General features: G+C 63.0%; 12 protein-coding genes. 4 read left to right on the top strand and 8 right to left on the bottom strand.

Going from position 1 to position 21,005, the window contains the following annotated elements:
• Positions 1-43 precede the first annotated feature (43 nt).
• The 6 genes from G3574_RS23890 to G3574_RS23855 form a co-directional block, all read right to left on the bottom strand.
• A complete protein-coding gene (locus tag G3574_RS23890) occupies positions 44-1,501 on the bottom strand; it encodes a lipopolysaccharide biosynthesis protein (RefSeq protein ID WP_163968045.1) in 1,458 nt (485 codons plus the stop codon).
• 626 nt (positions 1,502-2,127) lie between these two features.
• Positions 2,128-5,130 (bottom strand): RIFT barrel domain-containing protein, encoded by a 3,003-nt coding sequence (locus G3574_RS23885; protein ID WP_235953593.1) that lies wholly within the window; start codon positions 5,128-5,130, stop codon positions 2,128-2,130.
• A 247-nt stretch (positions 5,131-5,377) separates the two neighbouring features.
• Positions 5,378-7,612, bottom strand: a complete 2,235-nt coding sequence (locus tag G3574_RS28165; RefSeq protein ID WP_205609896.1) for an NHL repeat-containing protein — start codon at positions 7,610-7,612, stop codon at positions 5,378-5,380.
• 352 nt (positions 7,613-7,964) lie between these two features.
• Complete coding sequence (locus G3574_RS23865; RefSeq protein WP_163968160.1) at positions 7,965-8,567, bottom strand: XrtA/PEP-CTERM system exopolysaccharide export protein; 603 nt, start codon at positions 8,565-8,567, stop codon at positions 7,965-7,967.
• A 172-nt stretch (positions 8,568-8,739) separates the two neighbouring features.
• The gene (locus tag G3574_RS23860) at positions 8,740-9,807 is read right to left on the bottom strand and encodes an SDR family oxidoreductase (protein WP_163968044.1); all 1,068 of its coding nucleotides are present in this window, start codon (positions 9,805-9,807) and stop codon (positions 8,740-8,742) included.
• The gene (locus tag G3574_RS23855) at positions 9,808-11,088 is read right to left on the bottom strand and encodes a nucleotide sugar dehydrogenase (protein ID WP_235953608.1); all 1,281 of its coding nucleotides are present in this window, start codon (positions 11,086-11,088) and stop codon (positions 9,808-9,810) included.
• A gap of 402 nt (positions 11,089-11,490) precedes the next feature.
• Between G3574_RS23855 and prsT the strand changes: the two genes are divergently transcribed.
• A complete protein-coding gene (gene prsT, locus G3574_RS23850; protein ID WP_163968042.1) occupies positions 11,491-14,232 on the top strand; it encodes an XrtA/PEP-CTERM system TPR-repeat protein PrsT in 2,742 nt (913 codons plus the stop codon).
• Between the two features lie 343 nt (positions 14,233-14,575).
• Here the strand turns inward: prsT and G3574_RS23845 are convergent, their stop codons facing one another.
• Both G3574_RS23845 and G3574_RS23840 read right to left on the bottom strand, forming a co-directional pair.
• Positions 14,576-15,208 carry a PEP-CTERM sorting domain-containing protein gene (locus G3574_RS23845; RefSeq protein WP_163968041.1) on the bottom strand — a complete coding sequence of 211 codons (633 nt, stop codon included), beginning with the start codon at positions 15,206-15,208 and terminating at the stop codon, positions 14,576-14,578.
• Positions 15,209-15,351: 143 nt separating this feature from the next.
• On the bottom strand, positions 15,352-15,807 hold the full coding sequence (locus tag G3574_RS23840) for a hypothetical protein (RefSeq protein WP_163968040.1): 456 nt from the start codon (positions 15,805-15,807) through the stop codon (positions 15,352-15,354).
• 311 nt (positions 15,808-16,118) lie between these two features.
• On the opposite strand from G3574_RS23840, the gene G3574_RS23835 reads away from it, so the two are divergent.
• Genes G3574_RS23835 through prsR form a run of 3 tightly spaced genes read left to right on the top strand, consistent with a single transcriptional unit; the run spans position 16,119 to position 20,999 of the window.
• A complete protein-coding gene (locus G3574_RS23835) occupies positions 16,119-17,516 on the top strand; it encodes a TIGR03013 family XrtA/PEP-CTERM system glycosyltransferase (protein WP_163968039.1) in 1,398 nt (465 codons plus the stop codon).
• Positions 17,513-19,585, top strand: coding sequence for an XrtA/PEP-CTERM system histidine kinase PrsK (prsK, locus tag G3574_RS23830; RefSeq protein WP_163968038.1), 2,073 nt, complete (start codon positions 17,513-17,515; stop codon positions 19,583-19,585). Before G3574_RS23835 ends, prsK begins: the two co-directional genes overlap by 4 nt.
• Positions 19,569-20,999 carry a PEP-CTERM-box response regulator transcription factor gene (prsR, locus tag G3574_RS23825; protein WP_235953592.1) on the top strand — a complete coding sequence of 477 codons (1,431 nt, stop codon included), beginning with the start codon at positions 19,569-19,571 and terminating at the stop codon, positions 20,997-20,999. Before prsK ends, prsR begins: the two co-directional genes overlap by 17 nt.
• The last annotated feature ends 6 nt before the right edge of the window (positions 21,000-21,005 follow it).

The following is a 21,005-nucleotide window of genomic DNA, read 5'->3' as shown; positions in this document are numbered from 1 at the left end:
CCGGCAAGTCCGGCCCAGGTTTCATGGCTTGAAAAGGAAAAGCTCAAGCCCCTTTCATCATTCCAAACTTTCTGAGCACATAGCTCTCCGCGCCATCGTCGCTCCGCGCGAAATACCACAACACTAGCAAGCTCAGGCTATAGGCCATGACACCCGATGCAATCTTGAACGCAACTTGCAAGGACAAGGGATAGCCCGACACGTCAGGCAGATGAAGCAGCACCCCCGCCATGACCAGGGAAGCCGTGCAGGGCCGCCAGACGGTCGCGAGCATGTCCATGATGCTCCACGCCGGAAAACTGCGATACACGAAAAACATCATGACGAAGAAGCCGGCGACTGCAACACCCAGCCTCAGCTCGGAAATCTGCAGCGCGCCGGCACCAGGCACGATCAACAGCACCGCTACCAGCAGCAGAAGCACCTGGCTCCATGAATGGATGGCGGAAATCCTCGCCTTGCCCAGGGTCAGGAACAGATAGACCGGGCTGGCATTCAAGGCACCGGCGATATTGATGAAGCCCATGATCTGGATGAATGGGACGACCATGCTCCACTGCTCCCCCAGCAGCAAGGCCACTACCTCCGGGGCGATCAATGCGAGCCCCACGGCGGCGGGCACGCCGATCATCACCTGAATTCCCATCGACAGAAAGAAGGCCCGCTTGAGCTTGACGGGATCATCCTTGACCAGGACCATGAGCGGGAACAGCACCCGGTTCAGCGGTGCGAGCAGCTCGGTGGAAGGAATCGCGGAGATTTCGGCAGACAGGGTATAGGCGCCCATCACCTTGGTGGCCTCGCGATTGCCAACCAGCAGGCGGTGCAGGTTTTCGCTGAGATACCCGCCGATGCTGCGCAGCAGGTTCCAGGTGGAGAAGGACAACATGCCGTGCAGGCGCTGGAAATTCGGTTTCGGCCGCATGTCGTGCATGACATAGCTGCCGATGACGCCGGCGATCTTCGTTGCCAGGGTGCCGATGACCAGCGCCCAGTAACTCTTGAGCAGGAATGCGGCGGCGATGGTGATGGCAAAACCGCATACCCTGCGGATCAGGAAGAACTTGAATTCCTGTCCGAACTCGAAGTTCTTTTGGAAGCTGACGATGCCGATGTTTTCCAGCCCGCCGATGAGCACGGCAGCCGACAGCGCCTGCACGACGAGGGTAACGCGCGGGTCACCGAAATACGCCGCGGCGGGCCAGGACGACCCGAATACGATGGCCGCAACAGCCATCGACTGCAAGAGCCGCAGCGTCCACGCCGCATCGTAGTCCTCCTGGGTCGCCTTGCTGTTCTGGACCAGCGTGATGCCGACTCCGAAATCCAGGAAGACGTCAATCAGGCCGACGACGATCGACGCCATGGCAACAACCCCGAAGTCCTCGGGCAGCAGCAAGCGTGCAAGGATGATTGTGCTCACGAGACCGATCAGGCGATCGACCCAGCGCACGGCCAGCACGAGGATGGCCCCCGCCGTAGTGGAAACGGACTTGTTCATGGCTTGAGTAAAGTGACGACGCTCCCTGCGCGGCGGGTCAGGAGCAAGGCAGTTTTGTCGGAATCTGGAAACTGCTCAATTATCGTCAAAGCAACGGGCTTGGACTTGCGTTTGCACAATGCCTGACATGCCGTTGCGAAAGATTGGGAGGGGAGGACTGGAGGATTGGAGGTTGCAGGAGGAGAGATTGCCATGCTCCTTACTTCCCCAGGCTGTGCCAGACAGGGTCATTTCCATGAAGGGGAAATGACATGGTGCGTTTCTCTAGACGACCGAAATGGGATTCCCGCCTTCGCGGGAATGACAGGAGTAGGCGGGAATGACGGGAGCAGGAAGGTGCTCCCCGTCGTCGGGACAGGTTCGAGTCATGCCGATGCGGCAGGAGGTCAAACCATCATCTGCCTTTCAGGTAATTACTACCGTGGAGAACCGCATCCGCTCAAACAATCGAACAAGGTCGCTCGAAGTGGCTCCCACATGGGGGTGAGAGCAGCTTTCTTTGGGTACTTTCTTTATCTGCTGATAAAGAAAGTACCTGGGCCGCCGGGACCAGCCCCGGCAAGTCCCCCCGGAGTGGGAGCCGCACCCGGGTCACCGGAGAGACACGCCCCCCCTCTCATCTCACATCACCGCGGCACAATCGCAAACTGCGGCCCGTTCTGGTAATCCGGCTTCACCGACCGCTGCATGAACTTCTGCCACGCGCTCGCCGCATTCGCCGTCCCCCCATCCACGCTGTACGCCAGCGCCGGCTGCATGTTCGACGGATACCCCGTGTTCGACGACGAGTACCCCAGCATCTCCCCCACCGACAAGCCCAGCGCCGCGGCCATGTCGCTGCCGCCGCAGGCCAGCGACGTCTGCGTCGACGGAATCGTCGACTGGTACACCTGGCTCATCGTCGTGTAGAACGCCGACGCGCTGCTGTCGCGCATGTTCATGCTGTAGTTCGCGCCGTAGATCCAGCAGAAGCCCGCGTCCAGCATGCGCGCCACCGGGAACTTGCCCTTCCACGCCAGCAGGCTCTGCGCCTTCGTGAAGCCCAGCTCGTTGGCGCGGCCGATGGCCGACGTGAAGAAGTCGTCCTGCCACGGCGCCACGCCGGTGGCGTTGTTGTACGCCAGGGCATAGCCGTTGGTCAGCACCCCCAGCGCATTGGGCGTGCTCGCCGCCGAGCCAACGTAGCTGGCATTGAACCAGTCCAGGTTGTTCGACAGGAAGGTGGTGAACTGCGACTTCAGCGCGTCCTTGTCCGGCGTGATGTAGGCGGCTTCGGCCAGCATGCGCATGGCCCACGCCTGGCCGCGCACCTGGTCGGACTTCACCAGTCCGGCCGAGAAGTTGCGGTAGGCCGGCGTGTACTGGAACACGTCGTACATCGCCCAGAACTGCAGCTCTTCCAGGTGGTAGTAGTCGCCGGTGAGCAGGTAGGGCACATACGAGAAGTCCGGCTGGTGCGACGCGTCCGGCGTGATGGCGGTGGCGCAGTTGCTGCAGGCCGGGAAGGCTTCGCTCTTGCCGGTGGCCGGGTTGACCATGTCGCCGGCATTGGCCAGCAGGCTGGCATACGGGTAGTTGAGGATGCTCAGCGGGCGGTCGGTGTTGCGGTCGCGGTAGTGGATCGGCCAGCTGCCGGCCAGGGTGGCCGTGCCGAAGGCGGCGTCCTTGACGTCCTTGCTGCCCGAGAGCAGGTACATCACCGTCCAGGCCGGTTGCAGGCCGATGTCGGGGCGGCCGCCGGTGTCGGGCATGTAGGGCGCGGCCAGGCCGGGGCCCATGGGTTCGGTCTTGGCGCCGGTCCAGCTGGTCTTGATGTCGGAAATGGCCGTGCCGGAGACGACCACGGACGGGTCATAGTTGGGGATGGCGCGGCTGGCCTTGAGATAGGCGGTGTTGTGCACCAGGTGGGTCTGCGGCGCGGCGCCCCACCATAGTTCCTTGCGCCAGCGGGCATGGTGGTAATGCGTCATGCCGGTCTTGGTGTAGGCGGCGGTGCCGCCGACGAGCAGCTGCACGTCGTAGGTGAGGTTGGAAGGATTGGGTTCGTAGGCCCAGTTGTTCTCGATGGTGACGTCGACGCGGGCGCGGTTCAAGCCGGCGTAGCTGCGGATGGCGAAGCGGGCCATGAGGTGCGGATGGGCGGTGCCGGACGAGGTGGTCAGGGGCACGTTGACGATCCACTCGCTGGCCAGGGGGCCGGAGAGCCAGGTGGTGTAGGCGCCGCTCTTGAGGGCGGCGTCGGCGGAAGCGGAGTACTGGACGCCACCGAGGTTGATGCTGGCGCTGGCGGTGAAGCCGGCGTTGAGCAGGGCGGCCGGGGTAGGCGCGCTGCCGGTGGCGGTGGCGGAGGCGGCCTTGACGAGGTTGAGCGTGAGGGACTGGCCGGCGCTCATGGAGGGCACCACGGCGGAGAGGATGGCATGGCGCACGCTGCCGTCGGGGTGGGTGGCCTTGGTCTCGACCTGGACGGGCACGGTGGTGCCGTTGGACAGGGTGCCGCTGAGGCCGTCGGTGGGCAGCAGGGCGCCGGGGGCGAAGGCCTGGCCGAAGGTGACCGGGACGCTGGACTGCGAGGACGACGCCAGGCTGTCGATGCGGATGTTCGTGATCGTGGAGCCGGATGGCAAGGGCGCGGGTGCCGGCGTGGGGCTAGGTGCCGGGCTCGGCGTGGGGGCCGGCGTCGGGCTCGGGGTGGGGCTCGGGGTGGGAGCCGGCGTCGGGCTGGGCGACGAGACCGTGCCGCTCACGATGTCGCAGTGCTTGGCCACGCCCGGCAGCGGGTCACCGAACACGGTGTTGGTGCAGGCCACCGACGACGATACCGTCTTGGTGACGTAGGTGCCGTTGGCGCCGAAGCGCACCGTCGACGCGGTCGGCACGGCGCACATGTCGTTCTCGTTGGCGCACCAGTTCCAGGTGCCGGTCGGCGCGGGCGTCGGGCTCGACGTGGGACTCGGCGTCGGGCTGGGTGTCGGGCTCGGCGTGGGAGACGGCGCGGGAGCCGGAGCGGGCGTGGGGCTGGTGGTCGAACCGGTCAGGATGTCGCAGTGCTTGGCGATGCCGGGCAACGGGTCGCCGAAAACGGTGTTGGTACAGGCCACCGACGACGATACGCTCCTGGTGACGTAGGTGTCGTTCGCGCCGTAGCGGACCGTGGTCGCGGCAGCAACCTGGCAGGTATCGTTCTCGTTGGCGCACCAGTTCCAGGTGCCGGTTGCCGACGGCGCGGGGGTGGGCGACGGCGTGGGCGACGGGGTCGGGCTGGGCGTGGGACTCGGCGTCGGGCTGGAAGAAATCACGTCGCAGTGCTTGGCGACGCCAGGCAGCGGGTCGCCGAAGACGCGCGTCGTACAGGCGACCGAGCTCGATACCGACTTGGTCACAAAGACGCCATTGGCGCCGAAGCGCACGGTCGCCGGGGTGTTGATCTTGCAGAGATCGTTCTCGTTGGCGCAGAAAGTCCAGCTTGCGGAAACGGTCGCGGTCGCCGCGACGAAGCTCGTGCCACCCGCATCCGTGGCGCCGGACTGCGGCCCGCCATCGGACCCGCCGCCGCAGGCGGACAGCGCGGCGCTGGCAAGCAAGGTGGAGAGTAATTCCATTTTTCGCTGGAATGGCAATCTGTTCATGGGGTTTTCCATTATCGCAACCCTGGTCTCAGGGCGGGTTGATGATCGTCGCCGGAATGAGGGCGTCCGGCGGAATGTCGATGGCGGGGGTGGGGGAGGTCAGCCGGAGGGGTATGGCGCGTGCATGGTGTCCCTCGCTTTCGTTCTTGTCATGGGCATTCCGTCTTGCGTCCCGGATGTCCTCGCCGCCATGGTCGATGGTCGGGGCGGAGCATCCGGGTCGCGCATCAGGATCGCTGAAGCGGCATCAAGGCTTGTAGACGTAGACGTTCTGTGTCGTGCTGTTCACGAGCACGAAGACCTTGCGCGCCGTGCTGTAGCGGAAGCGGCCGTAGGTGCCCCAGGTCTGCTGCGCGGGGGGCACGTCTCCGGAGGGAGACAGCTTGGCCCAAGTCGCGGTTGCCGGGTTGAACGTGTAGACGTCCTGGTTGCCCCCCCAGGCGTAGAACTTGTCCAGCGCGTCGGCATAGGACATGCCGGGACGGTTGCCGAGGTTGGTCGGCGCGGTGCCGGTGGCGGCGACCGTGGAATACGTCTGCGCCGCGTTCAGGCTCGCGGGCGAATTCAGGTCCCAGCGGCGCAGGGAGTGGCTGCCATCGCCATTCGGGTAGAGGGTGTAGAGCTGGTTGCGCTTGCGGTCGATGTCGGTGCCGCCACCGCCGTCGTAGTTGTTGTAGCCGTAGCGGGTCCAGGCATTGGTGCCGGGGTCGTACTCGCCGACATAGCCGGCATCCGCGGCCACGGCCCAGACGTGGCCGTTGGCTGCCACCGCGGTCTGTCCACGAGCGCCGATGCCTTGCGGACGGTCGGCGATGCGCGACCAGCGGGACGTCGCGGGATCGAAGCAAACGCTGACCGGCGAGCCGCTGGCGGAGAGGTAGTAGGTTTCGCCGATGGAGCAATACCGGCCTTGCGGATCGACGAACACGCCGCCATAAGTATGCGAGGAGCGGGGCTGCTGCAGATCGAGCTGGGACAGGACCGGGTCGGTGAAGCATGCGCTGAATGCAATGCGCGTTCCGGTCGAATCCATGACGCTGCTCGGCAGGGACATCGTGCCCTTCGGATAGAAGCCGCAGGCTTCGGCGCGCGTGTCGCGCCAGGAGGCATCGGCCGTGTCGCCCGTCGAAATGCTGCTCATCTCGGAGAGCCGCATCCACTTCATCTGGCCGAGGTCGAAGGCGAACATGTTGTTGTACCAGGAATCGGCATGGCCGCCGCCGTACACCACCATCCGGTCGCGCGCATTGTCATAGGCGCCGCCGCTCCATGCGGACATCACGGCTTCGCATGCGTACGAGTTGTAGGGCTGCGGGCAGACGTCCTTCATCATGGTGTTGGGGAGCATTTTCCACGAATTGGACGGCATCGCCGAGATGATGCTGTCGATGGTTCCGGAACCGACCGGTGCGGGCGCGGGTGTGGGTGCGGGCGCGGGTGTGGGTGCGGGCGTCGGCGATGGCGTGGGCGAAGGTGTCGGCGCGGGAGTCGGGGAAGGCGTGGGCGACGGAGCCGGTGCGGGCGCGGCGCTGATGGTGCCGCCGACGAGCACGTCGCAATGCTTGGCGACGCCGACCAGCGGATCGCCGAAATAGGTATTGGTGCAGGGGACGGACGACGTGACCGTTTTCGTGACATAGGTGTCGTTGGCGCCGAAGCGAACGCTTGCGCTGCCGCTCACGCCGCAGGTCTGGTTTTCATTGGCGCAGAACGTCCAGGTGCCGGCCGGTGCCGGCGTGGGGCTGGGTGTCGGGCTCGGCGTGGGAGACGGCGTCGGGCTCGGGGTGGGGCTGGGCGCGGGGGCCGGCGTCGGGCTCGGCGAGGCAACCGTGCCGCTCACGATGTCGCAGTGCTTGGCCACGCCCGGCAGCGGGTCGCCGAACACGGTGTTGGTGCAGGCCACCGACGACGATACCGTCTTGGTGACGTAGGTGCCGTTGGCGCCGAAGCGCACCGTCGACGCGGTCGGCACGGCGCACAGGTCGTTCTCATTGGCGCACCAGTTCCAGGTGCCGGTCGGCGCGGGCGTCGGGCTCGGCGTGGGAGACGGCGCGGGAGCGGGAGCGGGCGTGGGGCTGGTGGTCGCGCCGGTCAGGATGTCGCAGTGCTTGGCGATGCCGGGCAGCGGGTCGCCGAACACGTTGGTGCTGCAGGAAACCGAGGAAGTCAGCGTCTTGGTGACGTAGGTGTCGTTCGCGCCGAAGCGCACCGTCGAGGGCGCTGTAATCTTGCACAGGTTGTTTTCCTTGGCGCACAGCACCCAGGAAGTCGTGCTGGAGGCTGTCGCGCCTGACGGCACCACGGTCGAGGTGCCGGCAAGCGTGACCGCGCCGGACGTGGACCCGATCGCGTCGGAGGCGCCACTTCCTGCATTACCGTCAACGCCGCCTGAACCGCCGCAGGCGCTCAGGATGCAAGTGACCATGACGGTGGTCAGGAATGGAGTGGCAGTCTGCCGGGTTGATCGTTTTGTGCTCGTCATTAAATTCACCAAGAAATTGAACAAAATCAATAGTTACGTGCTGCAACATTGCCTTAAGGCATGGCGCGCACAGAAAAGTTCCGCAGGACATCTTTCTGTTTGTAACTATTGACGACGATCAACAGCCTGGCAATAGTGAATGAAGAGCTTCCGACCAACGTTGAATTACCAATGGCAAAAGGCCCGCACACGTAAATGTGCGGGCCTTTCGGATTGCATTTTGACTTGCGCCGTTTATCGTTCCGCCTGGGCCGTTCGTCGGTGGCGCCCTGGCGAAATTTACCTGGCAATCGGGATCAACTTTCCTTCATGCGAGCGCCGGCATGATTCTGAAAAACAGGAAAGCGCGGCGTCAGAAGAAACTTTCGGGGATCACGAGCACGTCGCCTGGGCGCATCGGCATATTCGCCGACAAGTCGCCGTCCTTGAGCAGATCACTCAATCGTACAGGTAACTTGACCATTTTCCCGTCGGCCTGGCGCATCACCCGTGCCTGGTTACCGGAGGCATACGGCGTGATCCCGCCGACAGCGATCAGTACGTCCATGAGGGACATGCCGTTCTTGTACGGCAGCGCCTGGGGCTTCACTGCCTGGCCGATGATCTTGATCTGTTCGCCATAAGGCCCGCTGAAGCCGGTCACCGTCACCGTCACAACCGGATCCTTGATGAATTTCGCCAGGGACTTCTCGATTTCCCGCGCGAGTTCGGTCGAGGTCTTGCCGCTGGCCTGCAGGTCTTCGACGAGCGGCGTGGTGATCTTGCCATCCGGGCGAACAGGCGCGGTGACGGACACATCGGGATAGCGCCACACGCTGATCTGCAGGTTGTCTCCCGGACCGATCAGGTAATCATGCTGGAAAGGCGCGTCCTTGCTGGCGCTGACCTGGCCGGCACCTGGAGTCGCGCAACCGCCGAGACCGGCTGCAAGCAAGATGCAGCCGACGGCGCCCATGAACAAGCGAAAATACGAGACTAGACGACTCACACTCACCTCCGAAGCAAAAGAGTACGACGCAAAATTTCCTTTTCGAAACATTATTAGGCTAAAGCAAAAGAAAGCTTCTTTATTTGCGAATAAACAATGAATGGGGACGAGCGATACGCCGTCCCCACTCCGGCCAAGCTCATGCCGCCTTTACAAGCCGTGACGGGTCGACCGCCTGGTTGACGAGGGCCTGCAAGCCCGCACGGATCGGATGCGTGGGCGAATAGCCGAGCAAGGTCCTTGCCTTGGAGATGTCGGCTTGCGAATGGCGGACATCTCCTTCCCTGAAGTCGGCATAGATGGCCTCTTGCCGCAGTGCGTGGGGAAAATGCTCGCCGAGCATTTCCCGCAGCAGCGCATGCAGGCCGTTCAGGGTCGTGCGGTCGCCGAGCGCGATGTTGTATACCTGGTTGGCCGCTTCCGGATGCTTAGCAAGGGCGGCCAGCAGGTTGGCCTGGACGGCGTTTTCGATGTAGCAGAAGTCGCGGCTCGTTTCGCCATCGCCATTGATATAGACCGGCTTTCCCTCTTTCAGCGCATGCAACCACTTGGGTATGACCGAGGCGTAGGCGCCGTTCGGATTCTGACGCGGTCCGAACACGTTAAAGTAACGCAACCCGATCAACTCCATGCCGTAGCGGCGCGCGAAGACATCGGCGTACAGCTCGTTGACATACTTCGTCACCGCATAGGGCGAGAGCGGGTTGCCGATGACCGGCTCGACCTTGGGCAGGGCGGGATGATCGCCATATGTCGAGCTCGAGGCCGCGTAGACGAAACGCTTCACCCTGGCGTCGCGCGCGGACACCAGCATGTTGAGGAAGCCGGTGACGTTGCTGGCGTTGGTCACGATCGGATCCTCGATCGAGCGCTGCACCGAGCCGAGCGCGGCCTGGTGCAGGACGTAGTCGACACGGTCGCACGCCTCCTCGCAGTCGGCGAAATTGCGGATGTCCCCTTCGATGAAGTGGAAATTGCGCCAGGCTTGCGGACCGACGATGTCACGCACCTGATCAAGGTTATGGCGGAAGCCTGTCGAAAAGTTGTCCAGGCCGGTCACGCGCTGCCCGAGCCTCAGCAGCGTTTCCAGGAGATTGGACCCGATGAATCCGGCCACGCCAGTCACCAGCCATTGGTATTGCTGATCGGCGAGCTGGCGCAGCACCCCGGCATACTCCGCCGGCACCTTGACCTGTGCGTCAGTCATTTACAGCCTCCAGGTCTGGTAGCCGGCCTCGCGCAGCGCCGCGAGATCGAACTTGGACTTGACGTCGATGAAGCAGCCCTGCTCCACCAGCTTGGACTGGAAATCCGCCAGCGGACGGCCGAGGACTTCCTTGTGCGCGACGGCGACGATGACCGCCTTCGCCGGGGGCAACTCGTCCCAGGTCTTCAGCTCGATGCCATATTCATGCTGCGCCTCGTCGCGGTCGGCCAGCGGATCGTGGACGTGCACGTCGAGCCCGTACGACTTGAGCTCGCTGATCATGTCGGCGACCTTGGAATTGCGCAGGTCGGGGCAGTTTTCCTTGAAGGTCAGGCCGATCACGTTGACCGTGCTGCCCTTCACCGGGAATCCCGCGCTGATCATTTCCTTCACGGTCTTCTCGGCGACGAACTTCGCCATGCCGTCGTTGATGCGGCGGCCGGCGAGAATGACCTGCGGGTGGTAGCCGACCATCACCGCCTTGTGGGTCAGGTAATAGGGATCGACGCCGATGCAGTGGCCGCCGACGAGGCCAGGCTGGAACTTGAGGAAATTCCACTTGGTACCCGCGGCCTCCAGCACTTCCGAGGTATCGATGCCGAGCATGTCGAAGATGATGGCGAGCTCGTTCATCAATGCGATGTTGAGGTCGCGCTGCGTGTTCTCGATCACCTTGGCGGCCTCGGCGACGCGGATGTTCGACACCGGGAATACGCCCGCCTTGATGATGGAGCCGTAGAGGGCGGTGACCTTCTTCAGGGTGGGTTCGTCATCGCCGGAAACGATCTTGAGAATGGAGGTAAGGGTATGTTCCTTGTCGCCCGGGTTGATGCGCTCGGGAGAGAAGCCGACATGGAAGTCTTTCTTCCACTGCATGCCGGAGAACTTCTCGAGGACGGGGATGCAGACTTCCTCGGTGGCGCCGGGATACACCGTGCTTTCGTACACCACGATGGCGCCGCGCTTCATGTGTTTGCCGACGGCTTCGCTGGCGCTGATCAGGGGCGTGAAGTCCGGGTTGTGCGCGATGTCCACCGGCGTGGGCACGGCCACCACGATGTAGTCGGCTTCGGCGAGCGCGGTCGGATCGCAGGTCGGCGCGAGCCGTGCCGCGGCACGCAGTTCATCGGACGGCACTTCGCCGGTCGGGTCGATGAACTTCTTGTAGTTTTCCACCTTGACCTGGGACAGGTCGAAGCCGATTGTCTTGTGCTGCTTGCCGAAGGCAACGGCAAGCGGCAGTCCGACGTAGCCGAGTCCAACGACGGCAACGACACCCAGATCATCCGATGAATTGCGGCTCAGCTTGTTGATCTTCTCAATCTGCTCCTGGACGGGAGCGATAGGCATGCTTTCATGATTCGCGTACAAGGTAACTCCTTTCGATGATGACTGTCGTGATACGCTGGACTACACCCCGTCAACCTCCCTGCTGGCGGTGCGATGACCTGCGCGCTGAGCGCGGCGTTTTTGATGAACGCTGTCTGGGTGTCAATTATTGAATTTCGGCATGCCCCATTCTTGACGAAACTCAATAAAGCGCATCACCACTTTCACCTACCATCGGGTCTGCGACCACAAGTTCGAGCAAAATCAAGCGGCGTAAGCTTCACGCGCCGAAAACGGCGCCGGCAAACGCGGAAACGCGGCCATCCGATTCATCACGCATCCACAGGGAGTGGCATGAAGAAAAGCAATTTCAACCGTGCGGCGCGCATCGCGCTCACCATGGGCCTGCTGGCCGCAGGCGTATCCGCATGCGGGCAGAAGCAGACGCCGCAAGCGCTGTTGAACGAGGCCGTCAACTATGACCGGCAGGGAGACCGCAAGGCGGCCATCATCCAGTTGAAGAATGCGCTGCAGCTCAGCCCCGACTTCACCGAGGCGCGCCAGATGCTCGCCTCGCTGTATGTCAAATCGGGTGACGGCGCATCGGCAGAAAAGGAAATCCGCAAGGCCATCGATGGCGGCTATGCCGCCGACAAGGCATGGCCGGTGCTCGGCAAGTCGCTGCTCATGCAGGGACAATTCAAGCGCATCCTCGACGAGACTCCCGCCGGCAATGCGCGCGATCCGGAATCGCTGGCCATCCTCGGGTCCGCCCAGGGCGCCACGGGCAAGCTCGATGAGGCCCTGGCCAGCTTCAACACCGCGCTCGAGATCGAGCCGCGCAATGTCTCCGCGCTGCTGGGACGCGCCCGCCTGCATGCCGCGAGGAACAACCTCGCGGCCGCTGCCGACGACGCCGACAAGGCGATCGCCGCGGCGGATGGCCAGCGCGTGGAAGCGCTGCTGTTCCGCGGCAATCTCTATCGCACCCAGATGAAGCCGGAGGATGCGCTGGCTGCCTACGGCCGGGCGATCGAAGCCGAACCCGGCAACGTGGAAGCGCACCTGGCGCGCGGCTATCTTTTGTTGTCGCAGGAAAAGTTCGGTGACGCGCAGCATGACATCGAAGCGGCCCGCAAGGCATCGCCGAACTCACTTGGCGTCTATCATGCGCAGGCCATGAGCGATTATCTGCAGGCTCGTCCGAAGCAGGCCCTGGAAGCGATCCAGATCGTGCTGAGGGCAGCGCCGGAGCATCCGCCGGCCATGCTGCTCGCCGGCCTGATCCAGGCGCAGCTCGGCGCGAACCAGCAGGCGGAGGATTACCTGAGCCGCTATCTCGAAGTCGACCCCGGCAACCTGCAGGCGACGAAGCAGCTTGCGGCCATCTATCTCAAGCAGGGCGACGCTCAGCGCGCCGCCAGCCTCGTCGAGTCCTCGCTCAAGAAACGTCCCGAAGACGTGCAGCTGCTCGCGCTCGCGGGGCAGGCATCGCTGCAGAACAAGAGCTTCATCAAGGCGGCATCGTATTTCGAAAAAGCCTCCACCCTGGCGCCCGATTCGGTCCGCTATCAAACCGCCCTCGGCCTTTCGAAGATGGCGGCGGGAGATACGCTAGGCGCGTCCGAAGTGCTCGAAAAGGCCACGAAGCTGGATGCCAAGTCGCTCGACGCCGCCCTGCTGCTGGTGAACACGAAGATCCAGGCAAAGCAGTACGATGCGGCGCTCGACATGATCAAGAAACTGGAGTCCGCCCACGCCGACAACCCCGTCCTGCCCAATCTCGCCGGCCAGGTGTATCTGCGCAAGAAGGACGCGAAGAACGCGCGTGCCTCGTTCGAGCGTGCCCTTGCCGTCAAGCCGAGCTTCTTCCCGGCGGCGGCCATGCTCGCCCAGCTCGACATGAAGGATGGCAAGCCGGATGCCGCCAAGCGCCACATGACCGAGCTGCTCGACAAGGACAAGAACAACCTTTCGGCGATGCTCGCCTTGTCCGACCTGGAAGCGATGCAGAACAACCAGGCGCAGGCCATCGACTGGCTGGAGAAGGCGAATAAGGCGAATCCGAAAGACGCGAAGACCGCAGCCATGCTCGCCGGACGCTACCAGGCCACGGGCAAGGCCGACAAGGCCCTGAATCTCGCGAAGGCATTCGCGTTGGAGAACGCCGAGAGCGCCGAAGCCCTGGAACTGCTGGGCCAGGTGCAGTTGGCGAACAAGGACCGTGACGGCGCCCTGGACAGCATGGCCAAGGAGGCCAAGCTGAGCCGCACACCGGAAAAGGTCTACCTGCGGCTTGCCTCGCTCCATCTCTCGGCACGGGAAGACGCCAAGGCCCAGGAAGCGGTGGACAAGGCCTTGAATGCAGCGCCCGACCTGCCGCAGGCCCGCTTCATGCAGGGAGAGCTGAAGCTTCGCGCCGGAGACGCCGACGGCACCCTGGCAATGGCGAAGAAGATGCAGCAGGAGCAGCCGAAATCCACGTGGGGCTATCTGCTCGAGGCGGACGCCGCGCAGGCCAAGCGCAACAGCCAGGGTGCCATCGCCGCCATGGAGAATGCCTTCAAGGCAGAGCCGAGCCCCGCGGTCCTGATCAGCATGCATCGCATCATGGATAGTGCGGGACGCTCGGCGGACGCGGACGCGAAGCTGACCGAATGGCTCAAGACGCATCCCGACGACGTGGCCGTCCGGCTGCGGCTGGCCGAAGCACAGCTTCTGCGCAAGCAGTACAAGCCGGCGATCGGCAATTACGAACAGGTCATTCGCACCGATCCGAACAATGTCATGGCGCTCAACAACCTCGCCTCCGCCTACCAGGCGGAAAAAGACCCTCGCGCTTTGGAGACCGCCGAGAAGGCACAAAAGCTGGCAGCGGAACACCCGGCCATCCTTGACACGCTTGGGTGGATTCTCGCCGAACGCGGAGATGGCGCGCGCGGGCTTCCGCTTCTGCGAAAGGCGGCTGCGCTTGCACCCAAATCGACTGAGATTGCGTCGCACCTCGAACAAGCGCAGAAGCGTTATGGCGACTCGGGGAGCAAGGTTGGCGGGGATATCAAGCCGGTTTCGGTGAGTGGGTCGAGCGGGTCTTGAGGTGGTTTGTGGGGTGAGGGGAGTGTGGTCGTCATTTCACCTTGCCCCAGTTGGCATCGCTTGCATCCGTCCTTTCCGCGCGAAGACGGGGTTTAGCAGGCGTTTCGCAAGGCATTGCTTTGCAAGTCAATTCATGGACTCAAATTGCGCGGTTCTCCGGAAGACCGAAATGGGATTCCCGCCTGCGCGGGAATGACAGAGGGTGATGCGGATGACAGCATCTTCCCGAGCAAGCCTAACTAGATCAATAAAGATATAAAGACCCTATATCTACAGGGCTCCTCCCCACCCGGGGAAGGAGCTACCCGTGCTTATACCTGAGATGTCAGGTTGATTGCGCCGATCAGGCGCCGATCACTCGCTTGCGACGACTCAGCGCCAGTCCCGCGCCCGCAATGCCCAGCAAGGCAATCGGCATCGGTTCCGGAATCGACACGGTCGACGCAGAGAAGGTCGTGAAGCCGTTGCCCTGGCTGGTCAGCGTAAAGACACCCGCCGCCGCGTTGTATCCGCTGAGATGGAAGGTACCCGTGCCGGAAATGGTCAGGCTTGCCAGACTGCTTCCGGTGGCGGGAATGCGTGAATCGACGTTCAAGGTGTTGAGATCGAAGGCCAGCGTATTGGCGCCCTCGGTGATCGTGTAGAAGCCGGCAATGGGCCCGAAGGTACCGAAGTCAGCAATGTCCTCGATCGTGCCGCAACCACCCGCCGAAGGCGATGCAGGGCAGCCTGCGGTGTTGAAGAGGGAGAAGGTGCCCGTCGACCCGACGCCGAGAGAGATGGTGCCGCCAGGCGTGCCGGCCGAACCGTTCTTGAAGAAGTCCAGGCCGGTAGCGGAGTCGAGCGAACCCGAACCGCCGATGGAAGACACGTTGCCGAAGATGTTGATGGTGCTGCCTACCAGGATGTCTGCAGACGACGCGGTCGCGGACATTGCTGCCAGCGCCAGGCCGATCACTGCTGCTTTTAATTTCATTGTGGTCTCCAAAAATAAAGGGTACTGCAACCCTCGATTAGCAGAGGCCATGCCAGGCGGAAAACATCTTTCAATTCAAGGCGCTACATGAGATCTCCGCAGGCTCGCGATGCGAATGTAACGTTTGTCGACAGATTTGGACATCAGGAAGCGCCCTGCCGCCGTCGCCGACGGAGGGCGCCAAGCAGCAAGGCAAGGACCGGCGCCTCCAGCCCGCGCAGGGGCAACGAGGCGATTTCGATGCGCGGCGCGGCGAGATGCGCAAGTAGTCTTTGCGCCACCTCCGTCGCGTCGGGGCTGGTGCGCGGCAGGGGCGGAGATGCAGGCGCTTCGTCTTCCGCATGATCCAGTTCATATGCCAGGGTCGTGTTGCCTGTCCTGATCCGAAAACCGGGGCGCGCCGCGTCGCCGTTTGCATCCGTGCGTTCGGCGGCGATCCGTACCGGACCATCATTGATCAAGGGCGGGATGCCGTCGGCATCGGCCGGCTGGATTGCGGCGCGGGCACACGTCATCGCAAGAAGAAGCAAAGGCAGCAGCAGCGCGGGTTTCATCTCGATGTGGACTAAGTAACTGGTTGATAAACGAGAGGAAGCCAAGCATTCAGTGTGCCAATGCTGAAACTCATTAGCGATCAATGACTTGTCTCACGGGCCATGAACCCGCGATTCAAATTCGTAATAACAATCGACTTGCGGCTCCGCAAAGCACCGCTGACCGACTTTCAAATACCTAAAGTAAGAGCGTCATTTGCTTGTTGAAAATCAAACAAGGAGGTTGTCGGCGGTCAATAGCATCCCGGTAACAAAACGTATCTTGATCACTCCAGAACATGGCCTGACAAAGCGGGCAGTCAGATTCGCAGGAACACGGCGGCCATGTAAGAAAAGCCAGCACGACAGGGAGCATCATGATCAAGATCTTCAATCACTTCGTTCCGAGAATCGTCTCGCTGCTGTTCCTGAGCGAACTGCTGATGTTGCTTGCATCTCCCTATCTCGCGGGCGCGGTGCGCTTTGCCGCATCCGATTACCGCTTCGTCGAAGCCATCCCGAACTTCGGCGCCTCGGCGATCGCTTTCGCCCTGATCCTCACGTTCTGCATGGCTGCCTTCGGCATGTACCAGATGCAGTCGCGGGAAAGCGTGCATGCGTCGCTGTACCGCATGTTCCCGGCGTTCGGCGTGGGCGTGCCGCTGGTCGTGCTTGCCTTCTATCTCTTCCCGGAGCTGTTCATCGGCCGCGGCATCCTGTCGATCGCCATCCTGTTCGGCTTCACCTGCATCCTGTTCTCCCGCCTGCTGCTGCTGCGTTATTTCAAGTTCCACTTCCTGAAGAAGCGCATTCTTTTCCTGGGTGACTCGGAACTTGCCAACGAGTGCATCGACCTGACCAACGCGAACAGCTTCTACGAACGCTACGATGTCGTCGGCTTCGTTCCGCTGCTGAACAACGAGCTCACCGGCCACGGCGCGGCGGTACTTCCCGCCGACCAGTCGCTGATGGACATCGCCGCGAAGTACAGCGTCCACGAGATCGTCATCTCGCTCAAGAACTGGCGCGGCGTGAACATCCCCATCCAGCAGCTTCTCGAGTGCAAGGTGCGCGGCGTGGCGGTGACGCAGATCGCGCGCTTCTTCGAGCGGGAGGCGAACCAGATCAAGATCAGCTATCTCCAGCCCAGCTGGCTGGTGTTCGGCGACGGCTTCAATCAGGGCATGGTACGGGCCCTGGGCAAGCGCCTGATCGACCTGCTGGCCAGCCTCGCGTTGCTGACCGTCGCGCTGCCGGTCATGCTCATCACCGCGGTCTGCATCGTCCTCGAGGACGGCGGCCCGGTTCTCTACCGGCAGGAACGCGTCGGCAAGAACGGCAAGACCTTCATGGTCCTCAAGTTCCGCAGCATGCGCACCGACGCCGAAAAGTCCGGCAACCCGCAATGGGCCCAGGTCGGCGATACGCGGGTCACCCGCGTCGGGCGCTTCATCCGCAAGACGCGCATCGACGAGCTGCCGCAGATCCTCAACGTGCTGCGCGGAGAAATGAGCTTCGTCGGCCCGCGGCCGGAACGTCCCTACTTCGTAAAGCAGCTTTGCGAACAGGTGCCCTTCTACGACATGCGCCACAGCATCAAGCCGGGCCTGACCGGATTCGCCCAGGTGCGCTACCAGTACGGCGCCACCGTCGACGATGCGATCGAAAAGCTGCAATACGATCTTTACTACGTCAAGAACAACAGCCTCTTCCTTGACCTGCTGATCATCATCGACACGGTGCAGGTCGTCCTGTTCGCCAAGGGAAGCCGATGATCGCAGTCGCCGCACTCGGTTACGTCCTTGCCAGCGGCCTCTTCCTGATGCTGGCAGGATGGGCCTTGCTTGCCTGGCGCGGAAGGCCGCATGCGGCGATGCTTTGCCTGGCGTCGCTGCTGAGCGCCGCCTTCTTCGGCAATGTCGTGATGAGCATCCTTGCCAAGACGGGCTCCACGCTGCTCATCGAAGGCCTTGAAATTCTTCGCAGCGCGGCATGGTGCCTGCTGGTGATCCGCATCGTCTCGGTGCACCGTAACGGCACGGTATCGGCGGCGCCTTCCGCCCGATTCCACGCATCCATCGCCGTGATGTTCGCCCTCGCTTTCCTGGTCACCGCGGCACTCTCGCTGCCGCTCTTCCAGCAGGATGCCTACACCGCCACGATCCGGGCTGCCGTCCGCGTGGTGATCGCCATCGCCGGCATGGCGCTGGTGGAACAACTCTATCGGCACACGCCCTCCGACGGGCGCTGGGCAGTGAAGTTCGCCTGCTTCGGCATCGGGGCCATGTTCGCCTACGATTTCTACCTGTACAGCAACGCCACCCTTTTCCGGGCCGTCAATGTCGAAGTCTGGGCTGCGCGTGGCTTCGTCAATGCCTTCACCGTTCCGATGGTCGCCCTCTCCTTCTCGCGCAATCCGCGCTGGCTTTCCGGCATCGGCGTATCGCGCCGCATGGCGATGGGCTCGACCACCATCCTCGGCTCCGCCTGCTACATGCTGGTGATGGCGACCGCCGGCTATTACATCCGCGTCGTCGGCGGCGACTGGGGGCCGGTGATCCAGTGGGCCTTCCTTGCCGGCGCCATCATTCTGCTGCTGTCCATCCTCTCGTCCGGCACGGCACGCTCCTGGCTGCGCGTCTTCCTTGCGAAGCATTTCTATCACTACAGCTACGACTACCGCGAAGAGTGGCTGCGCTTCACCCGGTCGCTGTCCCATGACGGCCCGGCCTTGTCCGAGCGCGTGATCAAGGCCATCGCCACGCTGGTGGAAAGCCCCGGCGGCAGCCTCTGGACACAGGCGCCAGAGGGCAATTTCCGGCAGCAGGCTTGCTGGAACGCGCCTACCCTCGCCTGCGAGGAACCGGAAAATTCGGCATTCTGCGAATTGCTGCGCCAGCACCAGTGGATCATCGACCTCGACGATCCGGCGCGCCTTCCCGACGAGCTGCCCGATTTTTCCATGCCGGAATGGCTGACGGGCATGAGCCAGGCAAGGATCGTCGTGCCCCTGCTGCTGCGCGGCGACCTGTTCGGCTTCGTCGTCCTGATGCAGCCGCGCAGCAAGATGAAACTGAACTGGGAAATCTTCGACCTGCTGCGCGTGGCGTCCAGCCAGGCGGCAAGCCATCTCGGCCAGCAGCACGCCGCGGAAGCCCTGCTGGTGGCGCGGCAATTCGAATCCTTCAACCGGATGTCCACCTTCGTGGTGCACGATCTCAAGAACATCATGTCGCAGCTCAGCCTGGTCGCCTCGAACGCGGAGCGGCACCGGCACAATCCCGAGTTCCAGGATGAGCTGCTGGCCACGCTGAAGCACTCGACCCAGAAGATGCGCTTCCTGCTGCAGCGGTTCAGCCAGGGACATGCGCCCGAGTCTCCCGCCCCCGTCTCGCTCGACGCCATCGTGCGCCAGGCGGTCGCGGAAAAGGCCGGGCTGCAGCCGCGTCCTTCCGCCGAGATCGAGGACGGCGACCTGGTGGTGCTGGCCAATTCGACACTGCTGCTGCGCGTGATCGGCCACCTGCTGCAAAATGCCATCGAAGCGACGCCGGGGACCGGCCGCGTCGTGGCGCGCCTGCGCCGGCGCGGGGAAGCCGCCATCCTGGAAATCGAAGACACCGGCCAGGGCATGAGCGACGCCTTCATCCGCGACAAGCTGTTCAAGCCGTTCAGCACCACGAAGTCCTCCGGCATGGGCATCGGCGTGTTCGAAAGCCGCACCTATATTCATGAACTGAGGGGCACCCTCGTTGTTGACAGCCGTCAATTCTGCGGCACCACCTTTAAGATAACTTTGCCCCTCTACGATTGCGAAGGAGTAAGTCTTGGAACCGCTGCTTGACCAGAACAGGAGCAAGGCTGTCAGCAACCGCAAGCTGCTGATCGTGGAAGACGACATCGGCTTGCAGAAGCAGCTGCGCTGGAGCCTGGACCAGTACGACGTGGTGTTCGCCAATGACAGGGAAAGTGCCATCAGCCAGGTTCGCCGCCACGAACCCGCGGTCGTGACCCTGGACCTGGGCCTGCCGCCCGACGCGGACGGCGCCAGCGAAGGCCTTGCCACGCTGCGCCAGATCCTGGAGATGATGCCTGACACGAAGGTCATCATCGTCAGCGGCAACAGCGAGCATGCCAATGCCGTCAAGGCAGTCGGCAGCGGCGCCTACGACCTCCATCCGAAACCCATCGACATCGACATGCTTCGCCTCGTGATCGAGCGCGCCTTCCACCTGCATGCCTTGCAACAGGAAAACCGCAAGCTCATGACCATGCAAGCTGATTCACCGCTCGCCGGCATCATCACGCGCGACGCGGGCATGCTCAAGATGTGCCGCACGGTGGAGAAGGTGGCGTCGTCGTCGGCGACCATGATGATCCTCGGCGAAAGCGGAACGGGCAAGGAACTGATCGCGCGGGCGCTGCACACCTCGAGCCGGCGGCAAAGCCAGAAGTTCGTGGCGATCAACTGCGCCGCGATTCCCGAGACCCTGCTCGAAAGCGAGCTGTTCGGCTATGAACGCGGCGCCTTCACCGGCGCGGCCAAGCAGACCATCGGCAAGATCGAGATGGCGCACAAGGGCACCTTCTTCCTCGACGAAGTCGGCGACCTGCCGCTTTCCCTGCAGGCCAAGCTGTTGCGCTTCCTGCAGCAGCGCACGATCGAGCGGGTGGGAGGACGCGAAGAAATCCCGGTGGACGTACGCATCGTCTGCGCGACCCACCGCAACCTCAAGGAACTGGCGGCCAAGGGTCAGTTCCGCGAAGACCTGTATTACCGCCTGAGCGAAATCGTCCTGACCTTGCCGCCCTTGCGCGAACGGGTAGGCGACGCCGCGCTGCTGGCGCATCATTTCAAGAACAAATTCGTACGCCTGGAAGGCCGCGGCACGCTGTCATTCAGCCAGGAAGCGCTCGACCTGATCGAGAGCTACTCCTGGCCAGGCAATATCCGGGAAATGGAAAACTGCATCAAGCGCGCGGTCATCATGGCGGAAGGGCGCCAGATCACGCCCATGGATCTTGGGCTGATGGAGTGCCCGGCGGAACCGGAAAGCATCAACCTGCGCCAGGTCCGCGACGTGGCGGAATGCAAGGCGGTGCTGCGCGCGCTTGCACGCATGGATGGCAACATCGCCAAGGCGGCCGACCTGCTCGGTGTCAGCCGCCCTACCCTCTACGACATCATGAACCGCCACGGCATCCAGGCAAAGACGGAAAAGCCGGCGCAGGAACTGGAGATGGGCCTGCGTGCCTAACGCCTG

This window comes from Noviherbaspirillum galbum (genome assembly GCF_010974945.1).
GTDB lineage: Bacteria > Pseudomonadota > Gammaproteobacteria > Burkholderiales > Burkholderiaceae_D > Noviherbaspirillum > Noviherbaspirillum galbum.
The sequence above is the reverse complement of the archived record's forward strand: the minus strand, read 5'-3'. Positions and strand labels throughout refer to the sequence as shown.